We start from the raw sequence: 22,359 nt of genomic DNA, 5'->3' as shown, positions 1-22,359 counted from the left end.
GTTTAAGATACCAATTGTTCAAAAAAGCCACCAATTTCTAGCTCTTTGTTTACAAAGTGAATTTCATAAATCCAAAATCGTTCTTCTCCATTAATATCTTTTGCAGACATTAATACATCGTTATTTGGATGAATATAATTAATTTCATCCTCGCCTAGAAGTTTTTCATGCGGAAAATTACCAACTAAATGTCCGCAATGATGGTTTCCATATTCCCAACCGTATTTCTCAGCCAATTCTTTAGTATAATTAAAAAAATCCGAACCAGTAAGCTTGTCTTTATTTAGATCGAAATAGGCTTTTCCTTCTTTCCAAGCAAGCTCTACATCTTGTTTTAACTTTAGTTTTTGGGAATTGTTCCCAAGCACATAGGTTTTACCAATATCTGCTTCCCAATCTTCAAATACAGGACCAAAATCAAAAAACATAATGTCATCTTCTTGAATGGTTAAGTTAGGCGGATTCTCTTTATAAGGCAATAAAGTATTCTTGCCAGAACGAACAATGCGTTTGTGCCAAAACTTACGAATGCCAAACAATTCAAATGCCAAGTTAAAAACTTCCTTATTTAATTGACTTTCTGTTTTTCTAGCGATTACAAGATTTCTGTTTTCAATTTCTTGAAATAGAATTTCTGCTTTTTTCTCGGCTTCAATTAAGTGGGTAAGGGCTGATGTCATGTGTTTAGTAACTATAAATTTTTAATTTAATTAGAAATTTAAATAAAATTATGGTGTAATTAAAATAGTTTTTAATTTTTCTAGTGTAGTTTCTTTTAGATTAATTTCAAAATTTGTTTTAGAATTTTTATCTAAATAAAAAGTATCATAAAATAGTTTATCATTATGATATGAATATATAATAATTTTCATTTCTCCTTTTATTTTTACTTTTTGGTTTAGAATTTTAAATTCATTTGGATAATATGCTAATATTGAATTATTATTTAAATAAACTAAATTTACACAATAGAAATCATGATTTACTTTATTTTTAAATTGAATATTTTTCTCTATTTCATATTCCAACAACTTATCAATATTTATCCAACCTAATGTATCTGAAGAAAATGAATATACTTCATTTTCGATACTATATAAGTTATTTAACTTTTTTCTTTTTTTAGTTTTTTCATCATTTGATAATTTTCCATTATTGATTTCACTATCCCATCCTAGTTCATTTAAAAAAACTTCATTTTGTTCTATAACATCTTGATTATATTTATCTTGAATCTTTACAAAATCGAGTGAGTCTTTTCTTTTTACAATATCTACACTATCTAAATGTACTTCTTTAAAAAAACCACCAATACCTTCAGCTTTGGTATAAATTAAAAACTTTAAATTTCTTGGATAATCTGGAATTTCAGTATAAATCTTATTATTACTTGACTTCCATTTAAAAATAGAATCATTATCATTTGTATAGATATTACTTTTATCAAGAATCTTGTTTGGTAGTTGAGCTCTGTATTTTTTACCTTCTGCAATGATTAATTGTTTACCATTTTCAGTAAAATTGATATACAACATTCCAGATGATTCTAACAATTCATCTTTATCTGTAATAGTAGATAAACCATTTAGAATGATGTCTTCTTTGCTATAAAATTCTTTTAATTCGAAGGTTATTTTACCATTGGTATAATTGTCAAATAAATCTTTTGGAATGAAAATTTCGGTTCCTAATTTTCCTTTTAAAATTGTATCATTTTTTAGAATAAACTCACTTGTAGAAGAATTGTCTGTTTTAAGATTGGCTTCAATTTGTTTTAGATTTGAAGTTGTTTCTTTTTCACATGATGTAAGTAATACTAAACTAAGAATAAGAAAGATATAATTTTTCATAAAGATGTTTTTTGTATGGAATCAAATTTTGTGCCAGTTGTTAATGAGATGTTAAAAAAAAATCCATTATTAATTAATGGATTTTCAAATATATTAAAAAAACTTATTTTCTATATTTTAACCAATTTTAAAGACTCCGTTTTTCCATTAGAACTAACTTTAGCAATATAAGTTCCTGAAGGTTTGTTGGTAATATCTAAAATGAATTCATTAGAATTGATTTCTTTAGATAATACTACTTGTCCTAATAAATTGTAAACAGTTATATTTTCGATAGTATTAGTTGAAGAAAAATTTACAATATCGTTTGTAGGATTTGGATAAAAAGTAGTCAAATTATTGGTATCAAAATTTGTTGTACTCAAAATAGTTGTATTTCTATAAAGTTTAGGTACTCTAACACCACCTTCAAAATGAGTTCCTGATAAAAATAAATCTAAATCTCCATCATTATCTATATCTGCAATTCCTACTCTTGCTTGATAGGTTGCAATTAAAGAATTGGATAGAACAAACGTATTGTTACCCTGATTTTGATAAATGCCAGCCATCGCAGAAGGATTTCCAATTCTTGCTCCAGCAATAAAAATATCTTTGTCACCATCATTATCAAAATCGGCAAAATTAGCAGTACTAATGAAAACACCTTCAAAAGGAGTTCCTGATAGAACTGAAAACATTCCTGCGCCATTATTTAGATACAGTTTTGAAATATAACCACTATCAGATTGACCAGTTATCAGTATATCTATATCACCATCGTTGTCAGAATCTCCAGCAGAAATACCACTTAATGAAACTGCATCAAAAGTTGTGTTTGCAACCAAAGTAAATAATCCACTACCATTGTTAGAGTATAATTTGGTTAAGCGGGCATTACTGTTGTTTTTTCCAGAAATGATAACATCTTTATCTCCATCATTATCCATGTCAAAAAAAGCAATTGAACTTTCTCTTACGGGTTCAAAAGTTGTTCCAGAAACTAGAGAAAATATTCCTAATCCATTGTTAGTATATAATTTTGTAAAAGATAAATCACTTGTGTTTGTGCCTGTCATTAAAAGGTCTTTATCTCCATCATTATCGATATCTGCAAATTCAAAATCTCCGGTACTGTTTGGTTCAAATGGAGTTCCGGTTGCTTCAGTAAAACCACCTATTCCATTATTAAAGTATAGTTTTGCAGTTCTAGTTGGCGAACTGGTACTGCCCGTTATAAATAAGTCTTTGAAGCCATCATTATTTACATCTTCAAAAGCGACTTTTCCATAAAATACATTGGTAAAAGGCATTCCTAATACTTCTGTAAAAACACCCGAACCATTATTGGAGTATAAAACTGTTTTAACTGGTCCACCTTTTCCAATGGTAATCAAATCTTGGTCGCCATCGTTGTCATAATCTCCAAAGGCAACAGAACCTAAATCTGCTTCATAAAATGGAACTGTAGGTGATACTAATTCCATGTTTATAGTTTGTGCATTACTGCTTGCCAATGTAAATATTACTAGAAGTAAAAAGTATAATTTTTTCATAGCTAAAATTTTAAGTAATTAAATTTAATTTTCTAGAACAAATTTCACAAATTACATTATTATATGCTTCACGTACAAACGTGAAATTGATATTAAATATGATTAAAAGTCTAAAAATAAATTATTTAGAAAGTTTTATAGCTTCCATTAGAAGCGAAATTTTTTTGTATTTAGATTCTTTAATATCAAAGTATTGATACATTCTTCTTAGGCTTGAACCAATTCCGTCTATACTCATAAAAGCTTTTTCGGCAATATCTTTGTTAGAAATTACTGGATCAGCTAATAAAATAGTTAAAACATTCCAATCTGTTTCATTAAGTTTTTGAGAAATAGCACTTTCAATCTTCGATTTATTTAATTCGAATGGATTTGAATTTGAAACTATTGAAGAAGTTTCAATAGTTTTTAGACGATTGATTTCATGAAGTAATTCTTCTCTTTTTAGTCGGTCTTTTTTGATCTTTCTTCTAAAATAGAATATTGTACAAAAAATTAAAATAACTGAACCAAAAATAATATAAAAGGTATTTTTTAATTGTTTTAGTTTTAGATTAGCTTGTGCCTTTTCATTATTTAATTTATTTTCATAAAGTTTTACATCATATTCATTTTTAACTGCTGCTCTAATAACAGCAAAGTTATTTTTTTCTAATTGAATACTATCTCTATAAATAGTGAATTGCTCAAACATTTCCAAGGATTTTTTGGAATTTTTATTTTCTTTGTAGCATTTATAAAGTAAATCGTAAAGTTCCTTTTTTAGTTCAACACTTGCATTTGAATCTAAATTTTCTAATATTTTTTCAGCTTTTTCAGTAGCTTCTTTAAATTCATTCTTTTTAAAAGCTAATTTTGCTAATATAATTTCACCATTAATAACATAACTGTCCATATTAAGTTCTTTACTTAAAGTCAAGTTTTTTAAAGCATATTTATTTGCTTTTTCTAATTCGTTTAGTTCAAGGTTAATATTTGCTAAAGTAGCATAACAATTAACTAGGAAAAATTTATCATTGGTTACTTCAAGTATTTTTAATGCCTTTTCATAATATAACTTAGCTTGTTCAAATTGTTTTTTTTCGAAATTTGTCCAACCAATATTTACATAAATAACAGCAATTCTTCTTTCTTCAACATTAGTGTTTTTTACAATAGAAAGTGCCTTTTTATAATAATCTAATGCTACATCATAATTTTGAATAATTAGGAAAACACTTCCTAAACTCGTTAACATATGAGATTCTCCCTTTTTATTATTAGTTTTTTGATAAATTTTCAAGGATTTTGAGAAATATTCTGTGGCTTGTTGATAATCTTTTTTATTGATATAAACATTACCTATGTTACCTAAAATAGTAGCTTTTAAATCAAAATCGTTTAGTTTAATTGTAAGTTTTTCAGCCTCTTTATAAAATTTCATAGCTAAATCAGATTCACCTTTGAATCTATAAATTCCACCTCGATCATTAGCAACATTAAATAATTCTTTGATAGAATTTTTATCTTTAGCTAATTTGTAATAATAATCAAGCACAACCAAAGTAGAGTCTGGTTGTGCTTGGTTATTTATTTTATAATATTGTGCGAGCGCATTAAATCGTATTGAATCAGCATTTTTAGTATTTTCCCAAATGGTCTTTAATTCTTTTGTATTAGTCTGTGCAACAAAATTTGTTGTAAATAAAATAAAAAGAATTAGGCACTTGAAAAAACTATTTGAATTCATAAGACTTAATTATATCCCTAAATAATTGCTAGGAGTAATTTGTTTTAATTCATTTTTAATTTCGTCAGAAACATCTAAAGTACCAATAAAAGCATGAATAGATTCTTTGTTGATAACCGTGTTGGTTCTCGTTAAATCCTTCAATGCTTCGTAAGGGTTTGGATAACCTTCACGACGTAAAATTGTTTGAATAGCTTCGGCAACAACCGCCCAGTTTTTCTCTAAATCTTCCGCAAATTTTGGTTCGTTTAATACTAATTTATTCAAACCTTTAAGCGTTGCTTCAAAAGCAATAATAGTATGTCCGAAAGGAACTCCAATATTACGTAAAACCGTACTATCCGTTAAATCACGCTGTAAACGAGAAATAGGCAATTTAGCAGAAAGGTGCTCGAAAATAGCATTCGCAATTCCTAAATTTCCTTCACTATTTTCAAAATCAATTGGGTTTACTTTATGTGGCATTGCCGAAGAACCAATTTCTCCTGCTTTAATTTTTTGCTTGAAATATTCCATTGAAACATACGTCCAAACATCTCTATCTAAATCAATTAAAATGGTATTAATGCGTTTTAAAGCATCAAAAAATGCTGCAAAATGATCGTAATGTTCAATTTGTGTCGTTGGAAACGAATGGTGTAATCCTAAAATATCTTCAACAAATTTAGAACCAAATGCTTTCCAATCGTTATTTGGATACGCTACTTTGTGTGCGTTGTAATTTCCGGTTGCACCACCAAATTTAGCTGCAAACGGAACATTGAATAACAAACGCATTTGCTCTTCTAAACGTTCTACAAAAACTAAAATTTCTTTTCCTAAACGAGTAGGAGAGGCCGGTTGTCCATGCGTTCTTGCTAATAATGGAATATCTTTCCATTCTACGCTTAATTCTTTTAATTTCTGAATAACCGAAATTAAAGAAGGCATGTATACATTTTCAAACGCTTCTTTTGTAGAAAGCGGAATTGCTGTATTGTTAATATCTTGAGAAGTTAATCCAAAATGGATAAATTCTTTATATGGTTCTAATCCTAATGCGTCAAATTTACTCTTAATGAAGTATTCCACCGCTTTAACATCGTGATTAGTCGTTTTTTCTGTTTCTTTAATCCAAAGTGCATCTTCTGTAGAAAAGTTCTCGTACATCGCTCTTAAAGCAGGAAATACAGCTTTATCTACACCAGAAAGTTGTGGTAAAGGCAATTCGCATAAAGCAATAAAGTATTCTACTTCAATTAAAACTCTATATTTTATAAGAGCTTCTTCTGAAAAATAAGGCGCTAAATTTTGAGTTTTGTTTCTGTATCGACCGTCAATAGGCGAAATGGCATTTAATTCGGATAAGTGTTGCATTTTGTTGTGTTGTTGTTTTTTAACGAAGTGCAAATATACACAGAAGTTAGAATTTAGAAGTTAGAATTTAGAAGTTTTTCCTTTAAAATTTTCATTCCTTCCGTTGCAGAAAATGGCATAATTTCAAGCGGATTTGGTAAATCGTAAATTGTTGCAGGTTTTGGGTCAATATAAAAAACAGGAATATTTTGGTTTACATAATTGATTAATCCTGCAGCAGGATATACTTGTAAAGAAGTTCCAATTACGATTAAAATATCAGTCTGCTCTACTATTTCTAATGCTTTGTCCATAGCCGGAACTTCTTCGCCAAACCAAACAATATGAGGTCGTAATTGATTACCAAATTTATCAACATCGCCTAAAAACAAATCTTTTTTCCAATCTAAAATAATTTGTTCGTTATAAACGCTTTTTACTTTTAATAATTCGCCATGCAAGTGAATAACATTTGTACTGCCAGCTCTTTCGTGTAAATCATCTACATTTTGCGTGATAATATGTACTTCAAAATTTTGTTCCAATTCGGCTAAAATTTCATGTGCTAAATTAGGTTGCACTTCTAAAAGTTGTGCTCTTCGTTTGTTATAGAAATCTAAAACCAGTTCAGGATTTTTAACGAAACCAATAGGAGAGGCTACTTCCATGATATCATGACCTTCCCAAAGTCCGTCGGCATCTCTAAATGTTTTAATGCCACTTTCGGCACTTATTCCTGCACCGCTTAAAACTGTAATTTTTTTCATACTTATTAAAACCAAAGGTTACTCTTTTTCGTAGATATTAAATATAACTAAAAATTAAACTTATGAAAAAGCTATTACCTGTTTTATTTACTCTTTTCTTTTCTATTGCACTTTTTGCTCAAGTAGGAATTGGAACTACTAATATTCAAAACGGAGTAGAATTACAAATTGAAAGTAATTCGAGAGGGTTATTAATTCCTCGTATTGCATTAACTTCAACAATTATTCAAGCTCCTGTAGGTCCAGCACCTATTGCTACAGGTGTATTGGTGTATAATACAAATACGAATGGGGCTGGTGCAACAGCTGTTACTCCGGGGTTTTATTATTGGTCAGGAACTGAATGGACTGCTTTAAAGTCTGCTGGTGGAACACCAAGTTTACAAAATTGGTCTTTAATTGGTAACGGAGGAACAACCCCTGGAACTAATTATTTGGGGACATCAGATAATAGAGACTTACAGATTAAGACCAACAATCAGTTAAGAATGACTACTAAAAATACAGGTGAAGTTATTATTGGAAATACAACTAACCCTTTAGGAAATACACTAACTACAATTATTCCAAGTGGAACTCAGATTGGATTATTTGCTTACAGTGATAATTCACCAAGAACGATTAGAGCATTAAATGTAGATAATACTCAATTTGTTATTGATGGTGGAAATCTTGATCCAGATGGAGGTAGAGGTGTTATTGGAATTAGTGCTAATTTGGCTTCAAGTTCTACAAATACTGTTATGGGAGTTTTAGGAGTTGCTGGTAGAACAACATTTACTGAACTTCCAGGAGAATCGGTAGGACTTTCAGGACAAGGAACAACAGGTTTACATGTAAGAGGTGTTGGAAAATCAGGAAGTAACGATTATTTTTCTGCGTATTTTGAATACGACCAAGATGATAACCTAACAACTAGTAATGGTCCACAAGCAAGAATAGCAGGGAAAGATTTTGATTATTTTACAGGTGCAGCTGCAAGAAGAGATGTAACTTATGGAGGGTATTTTGATGCAAATACTTCTACTTCTGATTATGTTTTTGTTGGAGCGCGTAATAATGGTACTTCTTATAAAGTTTTAGGAGGTGGAAGTGTATCTACAATGGTAAAAGATGATGAAGGAAATAACAGAATTCTTCATGCTACAGAAACGCCAGAAATTTTGTTTGAAGATTTTGGAACTGGAAAACTTATAAACGGAGTTGCTTATATTGAATTAGATGCTGTTTTATCAAAAAACATTTTTGTCAGTGAAAAACATCCAATGAAAGTTTTTATTCAATTAGAAGGCGATTGTAAAGGTGTATATGTAACTGAAAAAACAGCAAAAGGGTTTTTAGTAAAAGAATTACAAAGTGGAACTTCTAACGTTTCTTTTTCATGGAATGTTGTTGCAAATAGAAAAGATACTTTAAAAGAAGACGGAACTATAGATTCTAAACACGTAGGTGTTCGTTTTCCTATTGGTCCTAATAGATTAAAGCCTATTTCAGGAAGAGAAGTGAAATATGAAGTAAAACAAGAAGTTAACGAATAATGGTTAGTTATTTATATTTAAAAAGCCCAAATGATTAATGTCATTTGGGCTTTTTTTTGTTTTTAAATTTTGCAGTTGTATTATTTATTATTGTAACAATTAAAACTTTACTTTAGAGACAGGTATAACTTACTAAATGAATTATAGTTAAATAACCTTCTTATTGTGTTAAATAACCAATTAAAGGTCTTTTAAATCGTTTTATATTATTCTTTTAGGTTTCTGTATTTAAAACTCTTAAAACTTTAAAAAAAAACTAATATACTTATACCGTTTTGTCAATTTTTGAAAACGTGAAGAAGTAAATAATAGAATATTTAATTTTCCTGTTTTCCTTTAAAAGTTACATGACCATTATAAAACAAAAAAAACCGCTTCATAAGCGGTTTTTTTTGTTTTAATGTTTATAAGTGTTTTTATACTTTTCCTAATGTATAAAGTTGTTCTAATGTTGGAGAAATACTTCCACCTGCTGGCTCCAAAGTAATTCCAAAAGCTTCAGCATCTTCAGCCTTATCAACTTTAAATAGTTTTGAGTTACTTGCGGTAAAATTATTAAGTAAACCAATGCTTTTTGGTGTTAATGGGTCTAGTTTTAAACCCCAAACTTGGTATACTTTTCCTTCAGGTGGAGCAGGTAAACCAGATGCATCTATATAAACTTCTTTCGTTTCTTTATTATAATATGCTTTTGCAAAAGCATTTGGAGCTACTTCTTGTCCGCCAAGAGCTACTTGAATGTTGTTATTATCTCTTACAATTGCTAAAACAGATTCAGCGTCCTGTTTTTTCAACTCTAAATCAACAATAGACTCTTGCATTATTGTTTTTTCAGTAGCTAGTTTATTTATTGTTTCATTAGATTGATTCAGTTTATAAAACTGCATTCCAAAGCCTAATACAAATACTGCTGCTGCTGCCCATCCCATGTATTGTGAATAGTTTTTACGCGGTTGTAATTGTATTACTTTATTTTTTTCTAAAAGCTTAGCTCTAATTTTTTCATAATTTGTTGCAGATAAATGTGGCGCAACACTTTGTGAAAGGTTCATAATTGCACTTTCAATAGCATTAATTTCTTCCTGAACTTCAGGATTATGCTTAGCCATTTCAAGCACTTCATTATTTTCTGCTTTGGTAAGTTTACCAAAAACAAACAGTTCTAGTATCCCAGACTCTATGTATTCTCTACTATTCATTGATCATCAGTCTTAATTCATTCATACAATTTCTATTGTTTGTTTTCACGGTTCCTAAAGGGATTTCTAATTCCTCAGAAGTCTCTTGTTGTGTGTAACCTTGAAAAAACAACAATTCAATAATTTGAATACATTTTGGTTTCAATTTATTAATGAATCTTTTAATACCAATAGCATCAATTCGATTCATAGTTTTTGAATTGTCTTCTAACATATATACGAAATTATCTACCGTAAGGTTTTTTTGACTGTTATTATAGCCTTTAGACCGTAACTTATCAATAGTTGTATTACGAGCGATGTTAAGCATCCAAGTATATAAACGTCCTTTTGATTCATTATATGAATCGATATTGCTCCAAATTTTCACGAATACTTCTTGTAGTACATCTTCTGCTTCTTCCTTATTTCTTATAAGATTATAAATGACACCATATAAACTTTTTGAATAGTTGTCATATAATAAGGTAAACGAGTTATTGTCTTTCTTAAGTAATTCTTTTACTAATAGTTCTTGTTCCATATGATTGTAAAGTTAGGACTAAAATAATAAAAAAAAACTTTTTTTACTTTTTTTAAAACCAAACAATAAAAATTCTCGTAACTGTAGTTATAAATCATTTAAAAACTAACAAAATGAAAAAATCAAAATTACTTTTAGGGTTATCATTCTTTGGAGTGTTAGGTCTAGTTTTAGTCGCTGCAGATCATATTGATGCTCCAGCAGTTCAAGGTGGAACTTCTGATATTACAGATTTCTATTCTTTTCAAGGTTCAAATACTAACAATTTAGTTTTTGTAGCTAATGTTAAAGGTTTACTTTCTCCAACAGCAACAGCTGATGCAGCATTTGACGAAAATGTTATGGTTGAATTTAATATTGATAACAATGGAGACAACATTGAAGATTTAGTAATTCAAGCAATACCAAGAAACGGTAAAATGTATTTCTTTGGACCAGTTGCTCCAAGTGCTTCAGGAACTTCGAGTGCAGTGATGACTTCAAATCCTTTAGGAAGCGTTACTATTAGTCAATATGGAACTCCAGCTGTAATTTCAGTTGAAAACGGCGCAAACTTATTTGCAGGACCAAGAGATGATCCATTCTTTTTTGACTTTGGTCAATATTCAGAAATTATTGCAGGAAATGCTGGAAGTTTTAACAATCCAGGTACTGATACTTTTGCAGGTTCAAATGTAATGTCGGTTGTTGTAGAGTTACCAAAATCGATGCTTGGTGGTTCAGGAACATTGAATACATGGGTAGAAACAAAAAGAAAATAATTTAATTTTTAAAAAGAAATATTATGAAATCAACTCAATATAAAAATTTATTTGCATCATTAGTTATTGCCTTGTTTGCAGTAGGATGTAATAATGACGACACCAATACCGTACAAGAAGAAATGGTAGATTTTAGTGGAACTTATACTCAACAAGATCAAATGGGTAGGCCAGCTATTAATACTGTGTTTGTAAGTTCAGGAAATAAAGATAGTTTTAATACTACAACACCTTCAACAATGGGAGCTAATTTTCAATCGGCTTTCGAAACAAAATTATTAGCATTAAACCCAGGATATACAACAAATGCATTAGGTTTAGATGCAACAACTTTTACTACAGTTTTAGCTACTGATGTTTTAAATGTTTCAACAAGCGGAACTACAACATTTTTTGACGGAACAAATGTATTAACAGGTAGAGCTCTTGCTGATGATGTAATTGACGTGGAGTTACTTTTAATCTTTGGTGGACCAAGTGGAACTTCAAATCCAGGTTTAACTTCAGATAATGTAAGCTCAAATGACAAACCATTCTTATCATTTTTCCCATATTTAGCTTCTCCTTGGTAGGATGTTAGCTTTAAAAATAATGAGCATCAAAATGATGCTCATTATTTTAATTTCTTTTAACTAAACAAACAAATCATGAAAAACTATTTTATAAAACCGATTTTACTTTTGTTGATTTCCTTTGTTGTGATTAGTTGTTCTTCAAAATCTGAAAAACAAGTAACGAACAAAGAAGATTATCAATCGTATCTTATTGAAAAAGATAATCAATCTTTAAAAAATATAAATAATGAAATTGATTTTTGGCAAAAGAAATACGATGCAGCCCCTAATCAATATACATACTTAATTTCATTGGCATCATTATATAGTCAGAAATTTGAAATTACTGGAAATATTCAGGAATTGTATTTAACAGAAAAACTATTAGTCGATTGTAATCAAAGAGTAAAAGGTGAGAAGGTTGGAATTCATAGAGCAATAGCTAAAAATTATATTTCTCAGCATCGTTTTAAAGAAGCATTAATGCACTTAAATAAAGCTTATGATTTAGGCGAAAACAAAATAGCTACTGAAAAAATGCTATTTGATGTACAAATGGAATTAGGTAATTATGAAGAAGCTAAAACGAAACTAACAGCTATTTTTGATTTTAAAGACTTTGATTATTTAATTAGAGCTGCAAAATGGAATGATCATATTGGCGACTTAGACAAAGCAATTCAATTAATGGAAGTTGCTAAAACAATTGCTGAACAATCAAACAGTAAAGTTTTAAAAGTTTGGGTTTATTCAAACATTGCTGATTTTTACGGTCATGCCGGAAGAATTGAAGATTCATATAATTACTATTTAAAAACATTAGAAATTGATGGAAGTAATATGTATGCATTAAAAGGTATTGCATGGATTGTTTTTTCACATGAAAGAAATGCTGAAGAAGCATTACAAATTGTAGATTATATTTCAACACAACATTCAGTTCCCGATTTATATCTTCTTAAAGCTGATATTTATGATTTTTCAGGAAATTTATCTAAAAAAAGAAACGCTGTTAATGAATATCATGCTTCATTAGAAAAAAATAATTACGGTGATATGTACAATAAGTACAACGCTTTACTTTATGCTGAAATAGTTGGTGAAACAAATAAAGCAATCATTATTGCTAATAAAGAAATTGAAAACAGACCAACACCAGAATCATATGATTTATTAGCTTGGGCCTACTATAATAATGGTGATTTTGACAAAGCCTTAGGTATTATTGAAAAACATACTATTGGAAAATCGCACGAGCCGTTAATTGTTTTTCATAATGAAACCATTTTAAAAGCAAATAATAAGTTGACCAAAGAAAATTCTAATAAAGCCGATTTATTGGCAAGTATTTATGAATTAGGTCCAAATTTGGAAACTTCAATTAAAAGACTATAATACAATGAAACTTTATTATTTTTTGATGGTTTTATTACTGTCTGTTACTTCCTATGCCCAAAATTTAAATGGAAAAGTAGAAGATGTTTTTGGTAATCCAATTGTCGATGCATACATCTACAATGAAAATAGCGATGTACACACGCATACTAATGAGTTTGGAAATTTTGTACTTTCAAAGGTTGCATTAAATGAAAATTTGAAAATTTCAAAATTAGGTTATAAACCTACCCAATTTAAGTTTGAAGAATTGAATGGAAAAGTGAAAATTATTTTAGAAGAAGAAGTATTCAAACTTTCTGAAATTACGATTTCATCAAATGTAAATATAAACTCAACTTTAATGAAGATGGATTTGGTTACAAATCCAGTAAATTCTTCTCAAGAAATTCTTCGAAAAGTCCCAGGTTTGTTTATTGGCCAACATGCTGGTGGAGGTAAAGCAGAGCAACTTTTTTTAAGGGGTTTTGATATCGATCACGGAACAGATGTTGCTATAACTGCCGATGGAATTCCAGTAAATATGGTTTCTCATGCACATGGTCAAGGTTATGCCGATTTACATTTTATTATACCAGAAACTGTAGATAACATCGATTTTGGAAAAGGTCCATATAATGCAGCAAAAGGAAATTTTGCGACTGCAGGTTATGTAGATTTTAAAACAAAAGATAAGTTAGAAGAAAGTAAATTAAGTGTTGAGGTTGGCCAATTCAATACGGTGCGAACAGTTGGCCTTTTTGATTTATTGGGAAATAAAACAAAATCAAATGCTTATATAGCAACCGAATACATAGAAACTGATGGTCCTTTTGATTCTCCTCAAAACTTTAATAGATTTAATCTTTTTGGAAAATTTTCTACCATTTTGGAAAATCAAACCAAGTTAAGTTTCGTAGGATCGCATTTTACAAGTAAATGGGATGCTTCTGGACAAATTCCAATGCGATTGGTTAATAATGGAAGTATTTCTCGTTTTGGCGCTGTAGACGACACCGAAGGCGGTTTTACCTCTAGAACAAACCTTGCTGTTGCAATCGATAAAATAATTGACGAAAACAGTTATTTGAAAACAAACGTGTATTTCTCAAAATACGATTTTACGTTGTTTTCAAACTTTACATTTTTCTTAGAAGATCCAATAAATGGAGATCAGATTAAGCAATTTGAAAACAGAACGTTGTATGGTTTTAATTCAGAATATACTACAAAAAGAATTTACGATTCTTTTAAATTAAAATGGCAAACAGGAATTGGTTTAAAAGTCAATGCTACTAAAGATTCTGAACTTTCTCATACTTTAAATAGAAATACGGTTTTAAATTATATTCAACTTGGCGATATTGATGAATCTAACTTTTCAGGTTATACAAATGTTGAATTTCAGTTCAATAAATTAACTATAAATCCTTCTTTACGAATGGATTATTTTAAATTCAATTACCAAGATAAATTGGCAATGAGTTATGAAACACTTTCAAATACCAAATTTACAGTATTACCCAAATTAAATTTTAGTTACGTTCAAAACGATAAAGTGGTGTATTTCTTAAAGTCTGGTTTTGGATTTCATTCAAACGATACTAGAGTTGTTTTACAAGAAGATAAAGAAATTTTACCAACTGTTTTTGGAGCTGATTTAGGAACAGTTTGGAAACCAAATACTAATTTAATTGTAAACGCTGCACTTTGGAGTTTGTTTTCAGACCAAGAGTTTGTGTATGTTGGAGATGCGGGAATTGTTGAGCCTTCTGGAAAATCAAGACGATTAGGAATCGATTTAGGAATGAGATATCAACTTAATGAGTATTTATTTTTAGATTTTGATGCTAATTATGCTTTTGCAAGAAGTGTTGATGAGCCAAGCGGACAAGGTTATATTCCTTTAGCGCCAGAATTTACTTCGACAGGTGGAATTAGTTTTAAAAATTTCAAACGTTTTTCAGGTAATTTAAATTACCGCTTTATAGGTGATCGCGCTGCAAATGAAGATAATTCGGTTATTGCAGAAGGTTATTTAGTATCTGATTTATCGTTGAATTATAAATTAAGTAAAGATTTTGAAGTTGGAGTAGTAGTAAACAATCTTTTCAATACAGAATGGAATGAAACACAATTTTTAACCGAATCTCAATTGCAAAATGAATCACAAAGTGTTGAAGAAATTCATTTTACGCCAGGAACACCATTTTTTGCTAAAATAAAAGTAACCTATAGTTTTTAACTTCAAAAAGGTTTTATACTTTTGAAACCTATGAAAAATGAAGCTTTATTAGAATATTTAGAAGGGTTTATTTCAGACAACCGCAAACAACGCTTTTTAGACGTTTTAAAAAATAGAACCAAACATTTTACCATTGCAATGGAAGATGTGTTTCAAATGCACAATACAAGCGCTGTAATGCGCAGTTGTGAGGTTTTTGGGATTCAAGAATTAAATGTTATTGAACAAAAGTATGGCAAATCTATTGATAAGCAAATTGCCATGGGCGCTCAAAAATGGGTAGATATTAAAGAACATGAAAACGCTGCTTCTTGTGTGAAAAACTTACGTGCTCAAGGGTACCAAATTATTGCAACAACGCCACATAACGAATCGTGTCTTATTCACGAATTTGATATTACAAAACCATCTGCATTGTTTTTTGGAACCGAAAACGAAGGACTTTCAGAAGAAATAATGAATAATGCCGACGGTTATTTAAAAATTCCAATGGTTGGTTTTACCGAAAGTTTAAATATTTCTGTTTCTGCAGCAATCATTATACAGGACATTACAAACAGACTTCGTAATTCTACTATTGATTGGCAATTATCTGAAGAGGAAATACTCGAAAAACGTTTAGATTGGACACGAAAAACAATAAAAGACGCTGCTTTTGTGGAAAGTAAGTTTTATGAGAAGAAAGTGTGATTTTGTTTATTTGGGGATTTAGTAATTTGTTAAATCGTTGATTTGTTTTTAAGCTTAAATTTAATAAGGCAATGTTCTTTTGTAATGTAGTTTCTTATTAAATGCATTGTTCTCCAATTTTTTTAATTCTGGAAATTCGGTAATTCTTAGATTTACAACATCTATTATTTTATCGAGTTGTTCGTTTAAAAGATATTTATTCCAAATTAATTTATCTCCATTTTCGGTAATTCCTTTTATATCATTCAATGATTCAGAATTTAAGAATTTTTGCCAATCTTTTTTTAAATTATTTTTATCTCGAAACCTATCTTTCCAAACGAAATTATAAATTACTGTCAAAATCAGAAAAATAAAGCCTAAAGAATAAAATAATATCATATTTAGATTATTTATAAGTTTTAAGTAATATAAGTTTCAAATCTACTTATTCTTATTCAAAATTTTAAACTCTTCGTAACAAGCACTTATGGCATCCATAATTTGAAGGTCATTTGCGGTTTTGATAAAATATTCAGAATAATTACAGTTTTGAAGAATTAAAGGGATATCGTCTTTATCAATTTCTAATAAAGCAGCAAGCGTTTCTCTATCGTATTTTGAAGCAAGAAGATTACGAATAGTATCGTCTTTCTTCATTTCCTTCAATTTTTTCATTTCTTTTGGACGTTTTCCAAAAGCACTATATAAAAAATCAGCCGGATTAAAAATCGCACCTAATACTCTTGACACTGCTCCAGGAGATTTATCTCCTACTTCATAGCCTTCATTAAGTCCAGAAATGCTATATCTATAGTTGTTTTCATTAACGTATATTAATTCAGTATCTACTTGTACGTAGCCCGTTAAATTATATTGTCTAACAACAACCTCTTCAAGAGCGTATGCTTTTTCGGTAAGATAAATTTTTGAAGTTTTATTTTTTACCCAGTCATTTGAAACTTTAATTTTAATAGTTTCAAAACCTAAATAAGAAATAAGTAAAGTGTCGTTTACTGTTGCATTAAGTTCAAAAGCACCATCACCATCAGTCGTGGTTCCTTTGACTCTTGTAGTATTAATTACGTGAACATTAGACATGGGAAGTCTTGTTTCACTGTGGTAAACAGTACCAGAAAGTTTACTTACTATTGTGTCCTTTTGACTAAAGGCACTAACTGTAAATAAGGAAAATAAAAAAACTATAAAATATCTCATCTTTTAATTATTGATTCAAAAATACAAATCAATTAGAGATATTTTATAGTTTCTTAAATATTTATCAGAAAATTAACGAAAATGTATTAATCTCTTCTTGATCTTTTTGCTTTGTCAAAGAATCCACCGTTAGATTCGCTTGAAGAACTTGAAGAACTTCTTCTTGCAGGTCTTTCACTGCTAGAGCTTCCTTCTCTTCTTGCTGGTCTTTCGCTTCTTGAAGATGAACCTCCTCTATCGTCTCTAGAGCTAGAACTTCTTTCTCTTGGAGCAAAATTTCTGTCGCTACCACTTCTAGGGCTAGAACTTCTTTCTCCTCTGTCGCTTCTTTCACCTCTAGGGCTAGAACTACGTTCTCTAAAACCACCAGAACTTCTTCCACCTCCAGAGCTTCTTCCTCCACCAGAATTTCTTCCGCCAGAGCTTCTTCCGCCATGATCTCTTCTTCCGCTATTTCCACCACCGTCGTTATTAGAAATTTCTACATTAATTTTTCTACCGTCAATATTAACAGCATTTAATGTTTCCATTACTTTAGGTGCAAATTCTGCATCAGTATTAAAGAAAGAGAATCCTTCTTTAACGTCTACTTTAAATAAGTCGTCTTGACCTAAACCAAGAGTATCTCTTAAATAATCTTTTAAAGTCATCCAATCAAAATTATCTCTTGATCCAATGTTTATAAAGAAACGTACCGCTCCGTTAGAAGGAATAACTCCAGGCTCACGACGTTCGTTAGAACCTTGAGAACTTAAATCTTTAGACTTCTTGTAGTAAGCGATAAATCTGTTAAATTCAACAGATACCATTCTTTTAATCAATTCATCTTTTGGAAGATCTTTTAAAACTTCTTCAATAGCAGGTAAATAAGCGTCGATTTCGTGATCGATTTCAACATCTTTAATTCTATTTGCTAAATGGAATAATTGAATTTGACAAATTTCCATTCCAGAAGGAATTGGTTTTTCTTCAAATTTCATTTTAATGATTCTCTCAATAGTAGAAATTTTACGTAATTCACTTTTTGTAATAATTACTAATGAAGTACCCGATTTTCCAGCACGACCAGTTCTACCAGAACGGTGTGTGTAAATTTCAACTTCATCAGGTAATTGATAGTTAATTACGTGTGTAATATCGTCAACATCAATTCCACGAGCAGCAACATCAGTTGCAACAAGCATTTGAATTTGTCTTCCTCTAAAAGATTTCATAACTCCATCACGTTGCGATTGAGATAAATCTCCATGCAATGCAGCTGCGTTATAACCATCCTCAACTAATTTTTCAGCAACAGCTTGTGTATCACGTTTAGTTCTACAAAAGATTACTGAGAAAATGTCTGGGTTTGCATCAGCTAACCTTTTAAGAGCAGGATATCTATCACGAGCACTAACTAAATAGTATTCATGTGATACATTTTGATTTCCTGCGTTTTTATGACCAACCGTAATTTCTTGCGGATTGTTCATAAACTCTTTAGCAATTCTTGCTACCTCTTGAGGCATTGTTGCAGAGAATAACCAAGTGTTCTTTTCTTTAGGTGTGTCAGATAAAATTGCTGTAATGTCTTCATAGAAGCCCATGTTCAACATTTCATCAGCCTCATCTAAGATACAATAGTTGATGTTTTTAATGTTAACCATCCCACGGTTAATCATATCTTGCATTCTTCCAGGTGTAGCAACGATAATTTGTGCTCCTCTACGTATGTCTTTTGCTTGATCAGTAATACTTGCTCCACCGTAAACAGCAACTACATTTAGTCCCTTTACGTATTTTGAGTACAACTTAATTTCGTTAGTTATTTGAAGACATAACTCTCTTGTAGGCGATAAAATTAATGCTTGTGTGTCTCTGTTTTCTGCATCAACTAACTGGATAACTGGAAAACCAAACGCTGCTGTCTTACCTGTTCCGGTCTGTGCTAACGCTACAATGTCTGTGTCTTTTTCCAATAATAGGGGAATCGCTTTTTCCTGTACTTCCGACGGACTTTCAAATCCTAGATCCTTAATCGCCAGCAGTAGCGATTCGTTTAATCCTAATTGTTCAAATTTATTCATGTGTAATTTTAAATTGGGTGCAAATGTACTGATTATTAGTTAGATATACTAATTATTTGTAAAATGTTCACTTTCAGACTCTTTAATACTAAAAAGTATCTTAAAAATCGGTTTTATATTTTGTAATTATGGCTATTTTTGTCTTTGAATTTAAATTTTATTAAAAAATGTTTCAATTTTTAGACATTATTGGTACGCTAGCTTTTGCAATTTCTGGAGCACTAACTGGTTGGAATAAAAAGTTAGATTCATTTGGGGTTTTTATAATTGCTTTTGTAACAGCTCTTGGCGGTGGAACCTTGCGAGATATGCTAATAGGTAAGACTCCTGTAGGCTGGATGCTAGATTTGACTTATGTTTATGTAATAATTTTTGGCTTTATCGCTACGATTATTTTCAAGGCTCGATTAGAAAAATTACGAATTTCATTATTTTTATTCGATACAATAGGATTGGGAATTTTTACAATTATAGGAATTGAGAAAGGCGTAGACGTTGGGCTACATCCAATTATATGTATTGCTTTAGGAACAATTACGGCAAGTTTTGGAGGTGTTATTCGTGATATTTTGTGTAATGAAATACCAGTTATCTTTCGAAAATAAATCTACGCAACTATAAGTATAAGTGGTGGCGTTTTATTCTTTATACTGAATGAGTTTCGTTTAAATACGGATGTTTTATATATTGTAACCTCATTATTTATGATTGCTTTTAGGTTATTAGCAGTGAAGAATAAATGGTATTTGCCTTCACCATATAAAGAGTGATTATTTTTTTATTAAAAAATCAATTAAGGCTCTTGTGGCAATTCCTCTATGGCTTATTCTTGCTTTTTCTTCCATTGATATTTCGGCGAATGTTGAAGTGTAGCCGATAGCTTGAAAAATAGGATCATACCCAAATCCTTTAACTCCTTTTTTTTCTAAAGTTATGGTTCCTTTTGCTATACCCTCAAATAATTGTTGTTTTCCGTTTAAATTTAAAGCAATTACAGTTTTAAAATGTGCATTTCTATTTGATTTGTCTTTAAGTTCAAATAAAAGTTTTGTCATGTTGTCTTCTGAACTCTTTTGTTCTCCAGCATATCGTGCAGAATATACTCCAGGTTCTCCATTTAAAGCTTCAACTTCTAGCCCTGTATCATCAGCAAAACAATTATAGCCATATTTTTCGGTAATATAATTTGCTTTTAATATTGCATTTCCTTCAATAGTATTTGAAGTTTCTGGAATGTCTTCAAGGCAGCCAATTTCCTCCAGACTTAATATTTCTATCGAGTTGGGCAGTAATTGCTGAATTTCTTGAATTTTATTTTTATTGTTTGAAGCGAAAACGAGTTGCATTTTATGTTTTTTAGAAATAAAACTCAAAAGTACACCGTTTTATTTAGAAATAGAAATGCTATAAAAGTACAAAAGCCGACCTGGAGCGGTCGACTTTCATGATGAACGTGTAACCACATTTCTGTGTCGTTCGGTGCAAATGTAATTAAACTATTTAAATTCAGGCTGTTTTTCCTTTTTTATTTACTCAGTTTTTAAAAGTTTTATAAAAAAGAGGAGCTTAATTCTTAAAGTTCAATTAATTAGACTATTTCATGTAAAAATAAATTATTAAAAATGCTTTTTTATTCTTATTTTTGCCCTGTTTTTTAAAACATATTTTATATTATGGTAAAAGATTTATTTGAAAGAATTCAACAAAATAAGGGCCCTTTAGGTAAATGGGCTTCACAAGCTGAAGGATATTTTGTTTTTCCAAAACTAGAAGGTGAGTTAGGACCTAGAATGAAATTTCAAGGAAAAGACGTTTTGAACTGGAGTTTGAATGACTATTTAGGTTTGGCAAATCATCCTGAAGTAAGAAAAGCAGATGCAGATGCAGCGTTAAAATATGGTGCAGCAGCCCCAATGGGAGCTCGTATGATGAGTGGTCACACAAAATATCATGAACAATTAGAGAATGAATTAGCTGCTTTTGTAATGAAAGAATCAGCTTATTTATTGAATTTTGGTTACCAAGGAATGGTGTCTATTATTGACGCTTTGGTTACTAGAAACGATGTAATTGTATATGACGTTGATGGTCATGCTTGTATTATTGACGGAGTTCGTTTACATAGTGGAAAACGTTATACATATAAGCATAACGATATTGAGAGTATGGAGAAAAACCTGCAACGTGCAACTAAAATGGCTGAAGTTACTGGAGGAGGAATCCTTTTTATTACTGAAGGTGTTTTTGGAATGCGTGGGCAACAAGGTAAATTGAAAGAGATTGTTGCTATGAAGCAAAAATATAATTTCCGTTTATTAGTTGATGATGCACATGGTTTTGGTACTCTTGGTAAAACAGGTGCTGGAGCAGGTGAGGAGCAAGACTGTCAAGATGGTATTGATGTTTATTTTTCTACTTTTGCAAAATCAATGGCTAACATTGGAGCATTTGTAGCAGCTGATAAAGATATTATTGATTATTTAAAATATAATTTACGTTCTCAAATGTTTGCAAAATCATTGCCTATGATTCAAACTGTAGGTTCATTGAAACGTTTAGAGTTATTGCGTAATCACCCAGAATTGAAAGACAAACTTTGGGAAAACGTTAATGCTTTACAAAGTGGTTTAAGAAGTAAAGGATTTAATATTGGTGATACAAATACTTGTGTTACTCCAGTATATCTTGAAGGAAGTGTACCTGAAGCAATGGTAATGGTAAACGAATTGAGAGAAGATTACGGAATTTTCTTGTCTATTGTAATTTACCCAGTTATTCCAAAAGGAATGATTTTATTGCGTGTGATTCCTACTGCTTCTCATACATTGTCTGATATTGACGAGACTCTAGTAGCTTTTGAAACAATTAGAGAAAGATTAGTAAATGGAACTTATAAGAAAATTGCAGATGAAACTAAAGTTGACTTAGACGTTTCTTAAATGCACAAATTTATATAAATACAAAAAGCCTTCTTTAAAAAGAAGGCTTTTTTTGTT

General features: G+C 30.3%; 19 protein-coding genes and 1 pseudogene. 8 read left to right on the top strand and 12 right to left on the bottom strand.

From position 1 onward, the window contains the following. Window positions 1–2: 2 nt before the first annotated feature. The 6 genes from UXY25_RS00985 to UXY25_RS00960 form a co-directional block, all read right to left on the bottom strand. On the bottom strand, window positions 3–680 hold the full coding sequence (locus tag UXY25_RS00985) for a M24 family metallopeptidase (protein ID WP_320814127.1): 678 nt from the start codon (window positions 678–680) through the stop codon (window positions 3–5). A 48-nt stretch (window positions 681–728) separates the two neighbouring features. Next, on the bottom strand, window positions 729–1,850 hold the full coding sequence (locus UXY25_RS00980; protein ID WP_320814126.1) for a hypothetical protein: 1,122 nt from the start codon (window positions 1,848–1,850) through the stop codon (window positions 729–731). 110 nt (window positions 1,851–1,960) lie between these two features. Continuing rightward, window positions 1,961–3,385, bottom strand: a complete 1,425-nt coding sequence (locus UXY25_RS00975) for a T9SS type A sorting domain-containing protein (RefSeq protein ID WP_320814125.1) — start codon at window positions 3,383–3,385, stop codon at window positions 1,961–1,963. A 121-nt stretch (window positions 3,386–3,506) separates the two neighbouring features. Beyond that, the gene (locus UXY25_RS00970) at window positions 3,507–5,114 is read right to left on the bottom strand and encodes a tetratricopeptide repeat protein (protein ID WP_320814124.1); all 1,608 of its coding nucleotides are present in this window, start codon (window positions 5,112–5,114) and stop codon (window positions 3,507–3,509) included. Between the two features lie 9 nt (window positions 5,115–5,123). Then, a complete protein-coding gene (purB, locus tag UXY25_RS00965; RefSeq protein ID WP_320814123.1) occupies window positions 5,124–6,470 on the bottom strand; it encodes an adenylosuccinate lyase in 1,347 nt (448 codons plus the stop codon). A 53-nt stretch (window positions 6,471–6,523) separates the two neighbouring features. Next, entirely contained in the window at window positions 6,524–7,216 is a 693-nt protein-coding gene (locus tag UXY25_RS00960) for an NAD-dependent deacylase (RefSeq protein WP_320814122.1), read from the bottom strand. Window positions 7,217–7,278: 62 nt separating this feature from the next. On the opposite strand from UXY25_RS00960, the gene UXY25_RS00955 reads away from it, so the two are divergent. Further along, window positions 7,279–8,754 (top strand): hypothetical protein, encoded by a 1,476-nt coding sequence (locus tag UXY25_RS00955; RefSeq protein WP_320814121.1) that lies wholly within the window; start codon window positions 7,279–7,281, stop codon window positions 8,752–8,754. Window positions 8,755–9,170: 416 nt separating this feature from the next. Here UXY25_RS00955 and UXY25_RS00950 read toward each other — a convergent pair whose 3' ends face one another. Together UXY25_RS00950 and UXY25_RS00945 are read right to left on the bottom strand one after the other, a co-directional pair. Further along, window positions 9,171–9,953: an anti-sigma factor gene (locus UXY25_RS00950; protein ID WP_320814120.1), complete on the bottom strand. Its 783-nt coding sequence runs from the start codon at window positions 9,951–9,953 to the stop codon at window positions 9,171–9,173. Continuing rightward, on the bottom strand, window positions 9,946–10,476 hold the full coding sequence (locus UXY25_RS00945; protein WP_320814119.1) for an RNA polymerase sigma factor: 531 nt from the start codon (window positions 10,474–10,476) through the stop codon (window positions 9,946–9,948). Before UXY25_RS00945 ends, UXY25_RS00950 begins: the two co-directional genes overlap by 8 nt. A 113-nt stretch (window positions 10,477–10,589) precedes the next feature. On the opposite strand from UXY25_RS00945, the gene UXY25_RS00940 reads away from it, so the two are divergent. From UXY25_RS00940 to UXY25_RS00920, 5 genes are all read left to right on the top strand, one after another. Then, a complete protein-coding gene (locus UXY25_RS00940; RefSeq protein ID WP_320814118.1) occupies window positions 10,590–11,237 on the top strand; it encodes a DUF4331 family protein in 648 nt (215 codons plus the stop codon). Between the two features lie 23 nt (window positions 11,238–11,260). Beyond that, window positions 11,261–11,809, top strand: coding sequence for a DUF4331 family protein (locus UXY25_RS00935; RefSeq protein WP_320814117.1), 549 nt, complete (start codon window positions 11,261–11,263; stop codon window positions 11,807–11,809). A 75-nt stretch (window positions 11,810–11,884) separates the two neighbouring features. Beyond that, on the top strand, window positions 11,885–13,186 hold the full coding sequence (locus UXY25_RS00930; protein ID WP_320814116.1) for a hypothetical protein: 1,302 nt from the start codon (window positions 11,885–11,887) through the stop codon (window positions 13,184–13,186). A gap of 4 nt (window positions 13,187–13,190) precedes the next feature. Then, entirely contained in the window at window positions 13,191–15,410 is a 2,220-nt protein-coding gene (locus UXY25_RS00925; protein WP_320814115.1) for a TonB-dependent receptor, read from the top strand. 30 nt (window positions 15,411–15,440) lie between these two features. Then, on the top strand, window positions 15,441–16,100 hold the full coding sequence (locus tag UXY25_RS00920; RefSeq protein WP_320814114.1) for an RNA methyltransferase: 660 nt from the start codon (window positions 15,441–15,443) through the stop codon (window positions 16,098–16,100). A gap of 60 nt (window positions 16,101–16,160) precedes the next feature. Here UXY25_RS00920 and UXY25_RS00915 read toward each other — a convergent pair whose 3' ends face one another. From UXY25_RS00915 to UXY25_RS00905, 3 genes are all read right to left on the bottom strand, one after another. After that, window positions 16,161–16,481 (bottom strand): hypothetical protein, encoded by a 321-nt coding sequence (locus UXY25_RS00915; protein ID WP_320814113.1) that lies wholly within the window; start codon window positions 16,479–16,481, stop codon window positions 16,161–16,163. 42 nt (window positions 16,482–16,523) lie between these two features. Beyond that, window positions 16,524–17,297 (bottom strand): carboxypeptidase-like regulatory domain-containing protein, encoded by a 774-nt coding sequence (locus UXY25_RS00910; RefSeq protein WP_320814112.1) that lies wholly within the window; start codon window positions 17,295–17,297, stop codon window positions 16,524–16,526. A gap of 86 nt (window positions 17,298–17,383) precedes the next feature. After that, entirely contained in the window at window positions 17,384–19,363 is a 1,980-nt protein-coding gene (locus tag UXY25_RS00905; RefSeq protein ID WP_320814111.1) for a DEAD/DEAH box helicase, read from the bottom strand. 167 nt (window positions 19,364–19,530) lie between these two features. On the opposite strand from UXY25_RS00905, the pseudogene UXY25_RS00900 reads away from it, so the two are divergent. After that, window positions 19,531–20,133, top strand: a pseudogene (locus UXY25_RS00900) (trimeric intracellular cation channel family protein). On the opposite strand, the gene UXY25_RS00895 reads toward UXY25_RS00900, so the two are convergent. Further along, the gene (locus tag UXY25_RS00895) at window positions 20,134–20,709 is read right to left on the bottom strand and encodes a non-canonical purine NTP diphosphatase (RefSeq protein WP_320814110.1); all 576 of its coding nucleotides are present in this window, start codon (window positions 20,707–20,709) and stop codon (window positions 20,134–20,136) included. Between the two features lie 327 nt (window positions 20,710–21,036). On the opposite strand from UXY25_RS00895, the gene UXY25_RS00890 reads away from it, so the two are divergent. Then, window positions 21,037–22,302: an aminotransferase class I/II-fold pyridoxal phosphate-dependent enzyme gene (locus tag UXY25_RS00890; protein WP_320814109.1), complete on the top strand. Its 1,266-nt coding sequence runs from the start codon at window positions 21,037–21,039 to the stop codon at window positions 22,300–22,302. The last annotated feature ends 57 nt before the right edge of the window (window positions 22,303–22,359 follow it).

Source organism: Flavobacterium sp. (assembly GCF_034111225.1).
In the GTDB taxonomy this organism is placed as follows: domain Bacteria; phylum Bacteroidota; class Bacteroidia; order Flavobacteriales; family Flavobacteriaceae; genus Flavobacterium.
The sequence above is the reverse complement of the archived record's forward strand: the minus strand, read 5'-3'. Positions and strand labels throughout refer to the sequence as shown.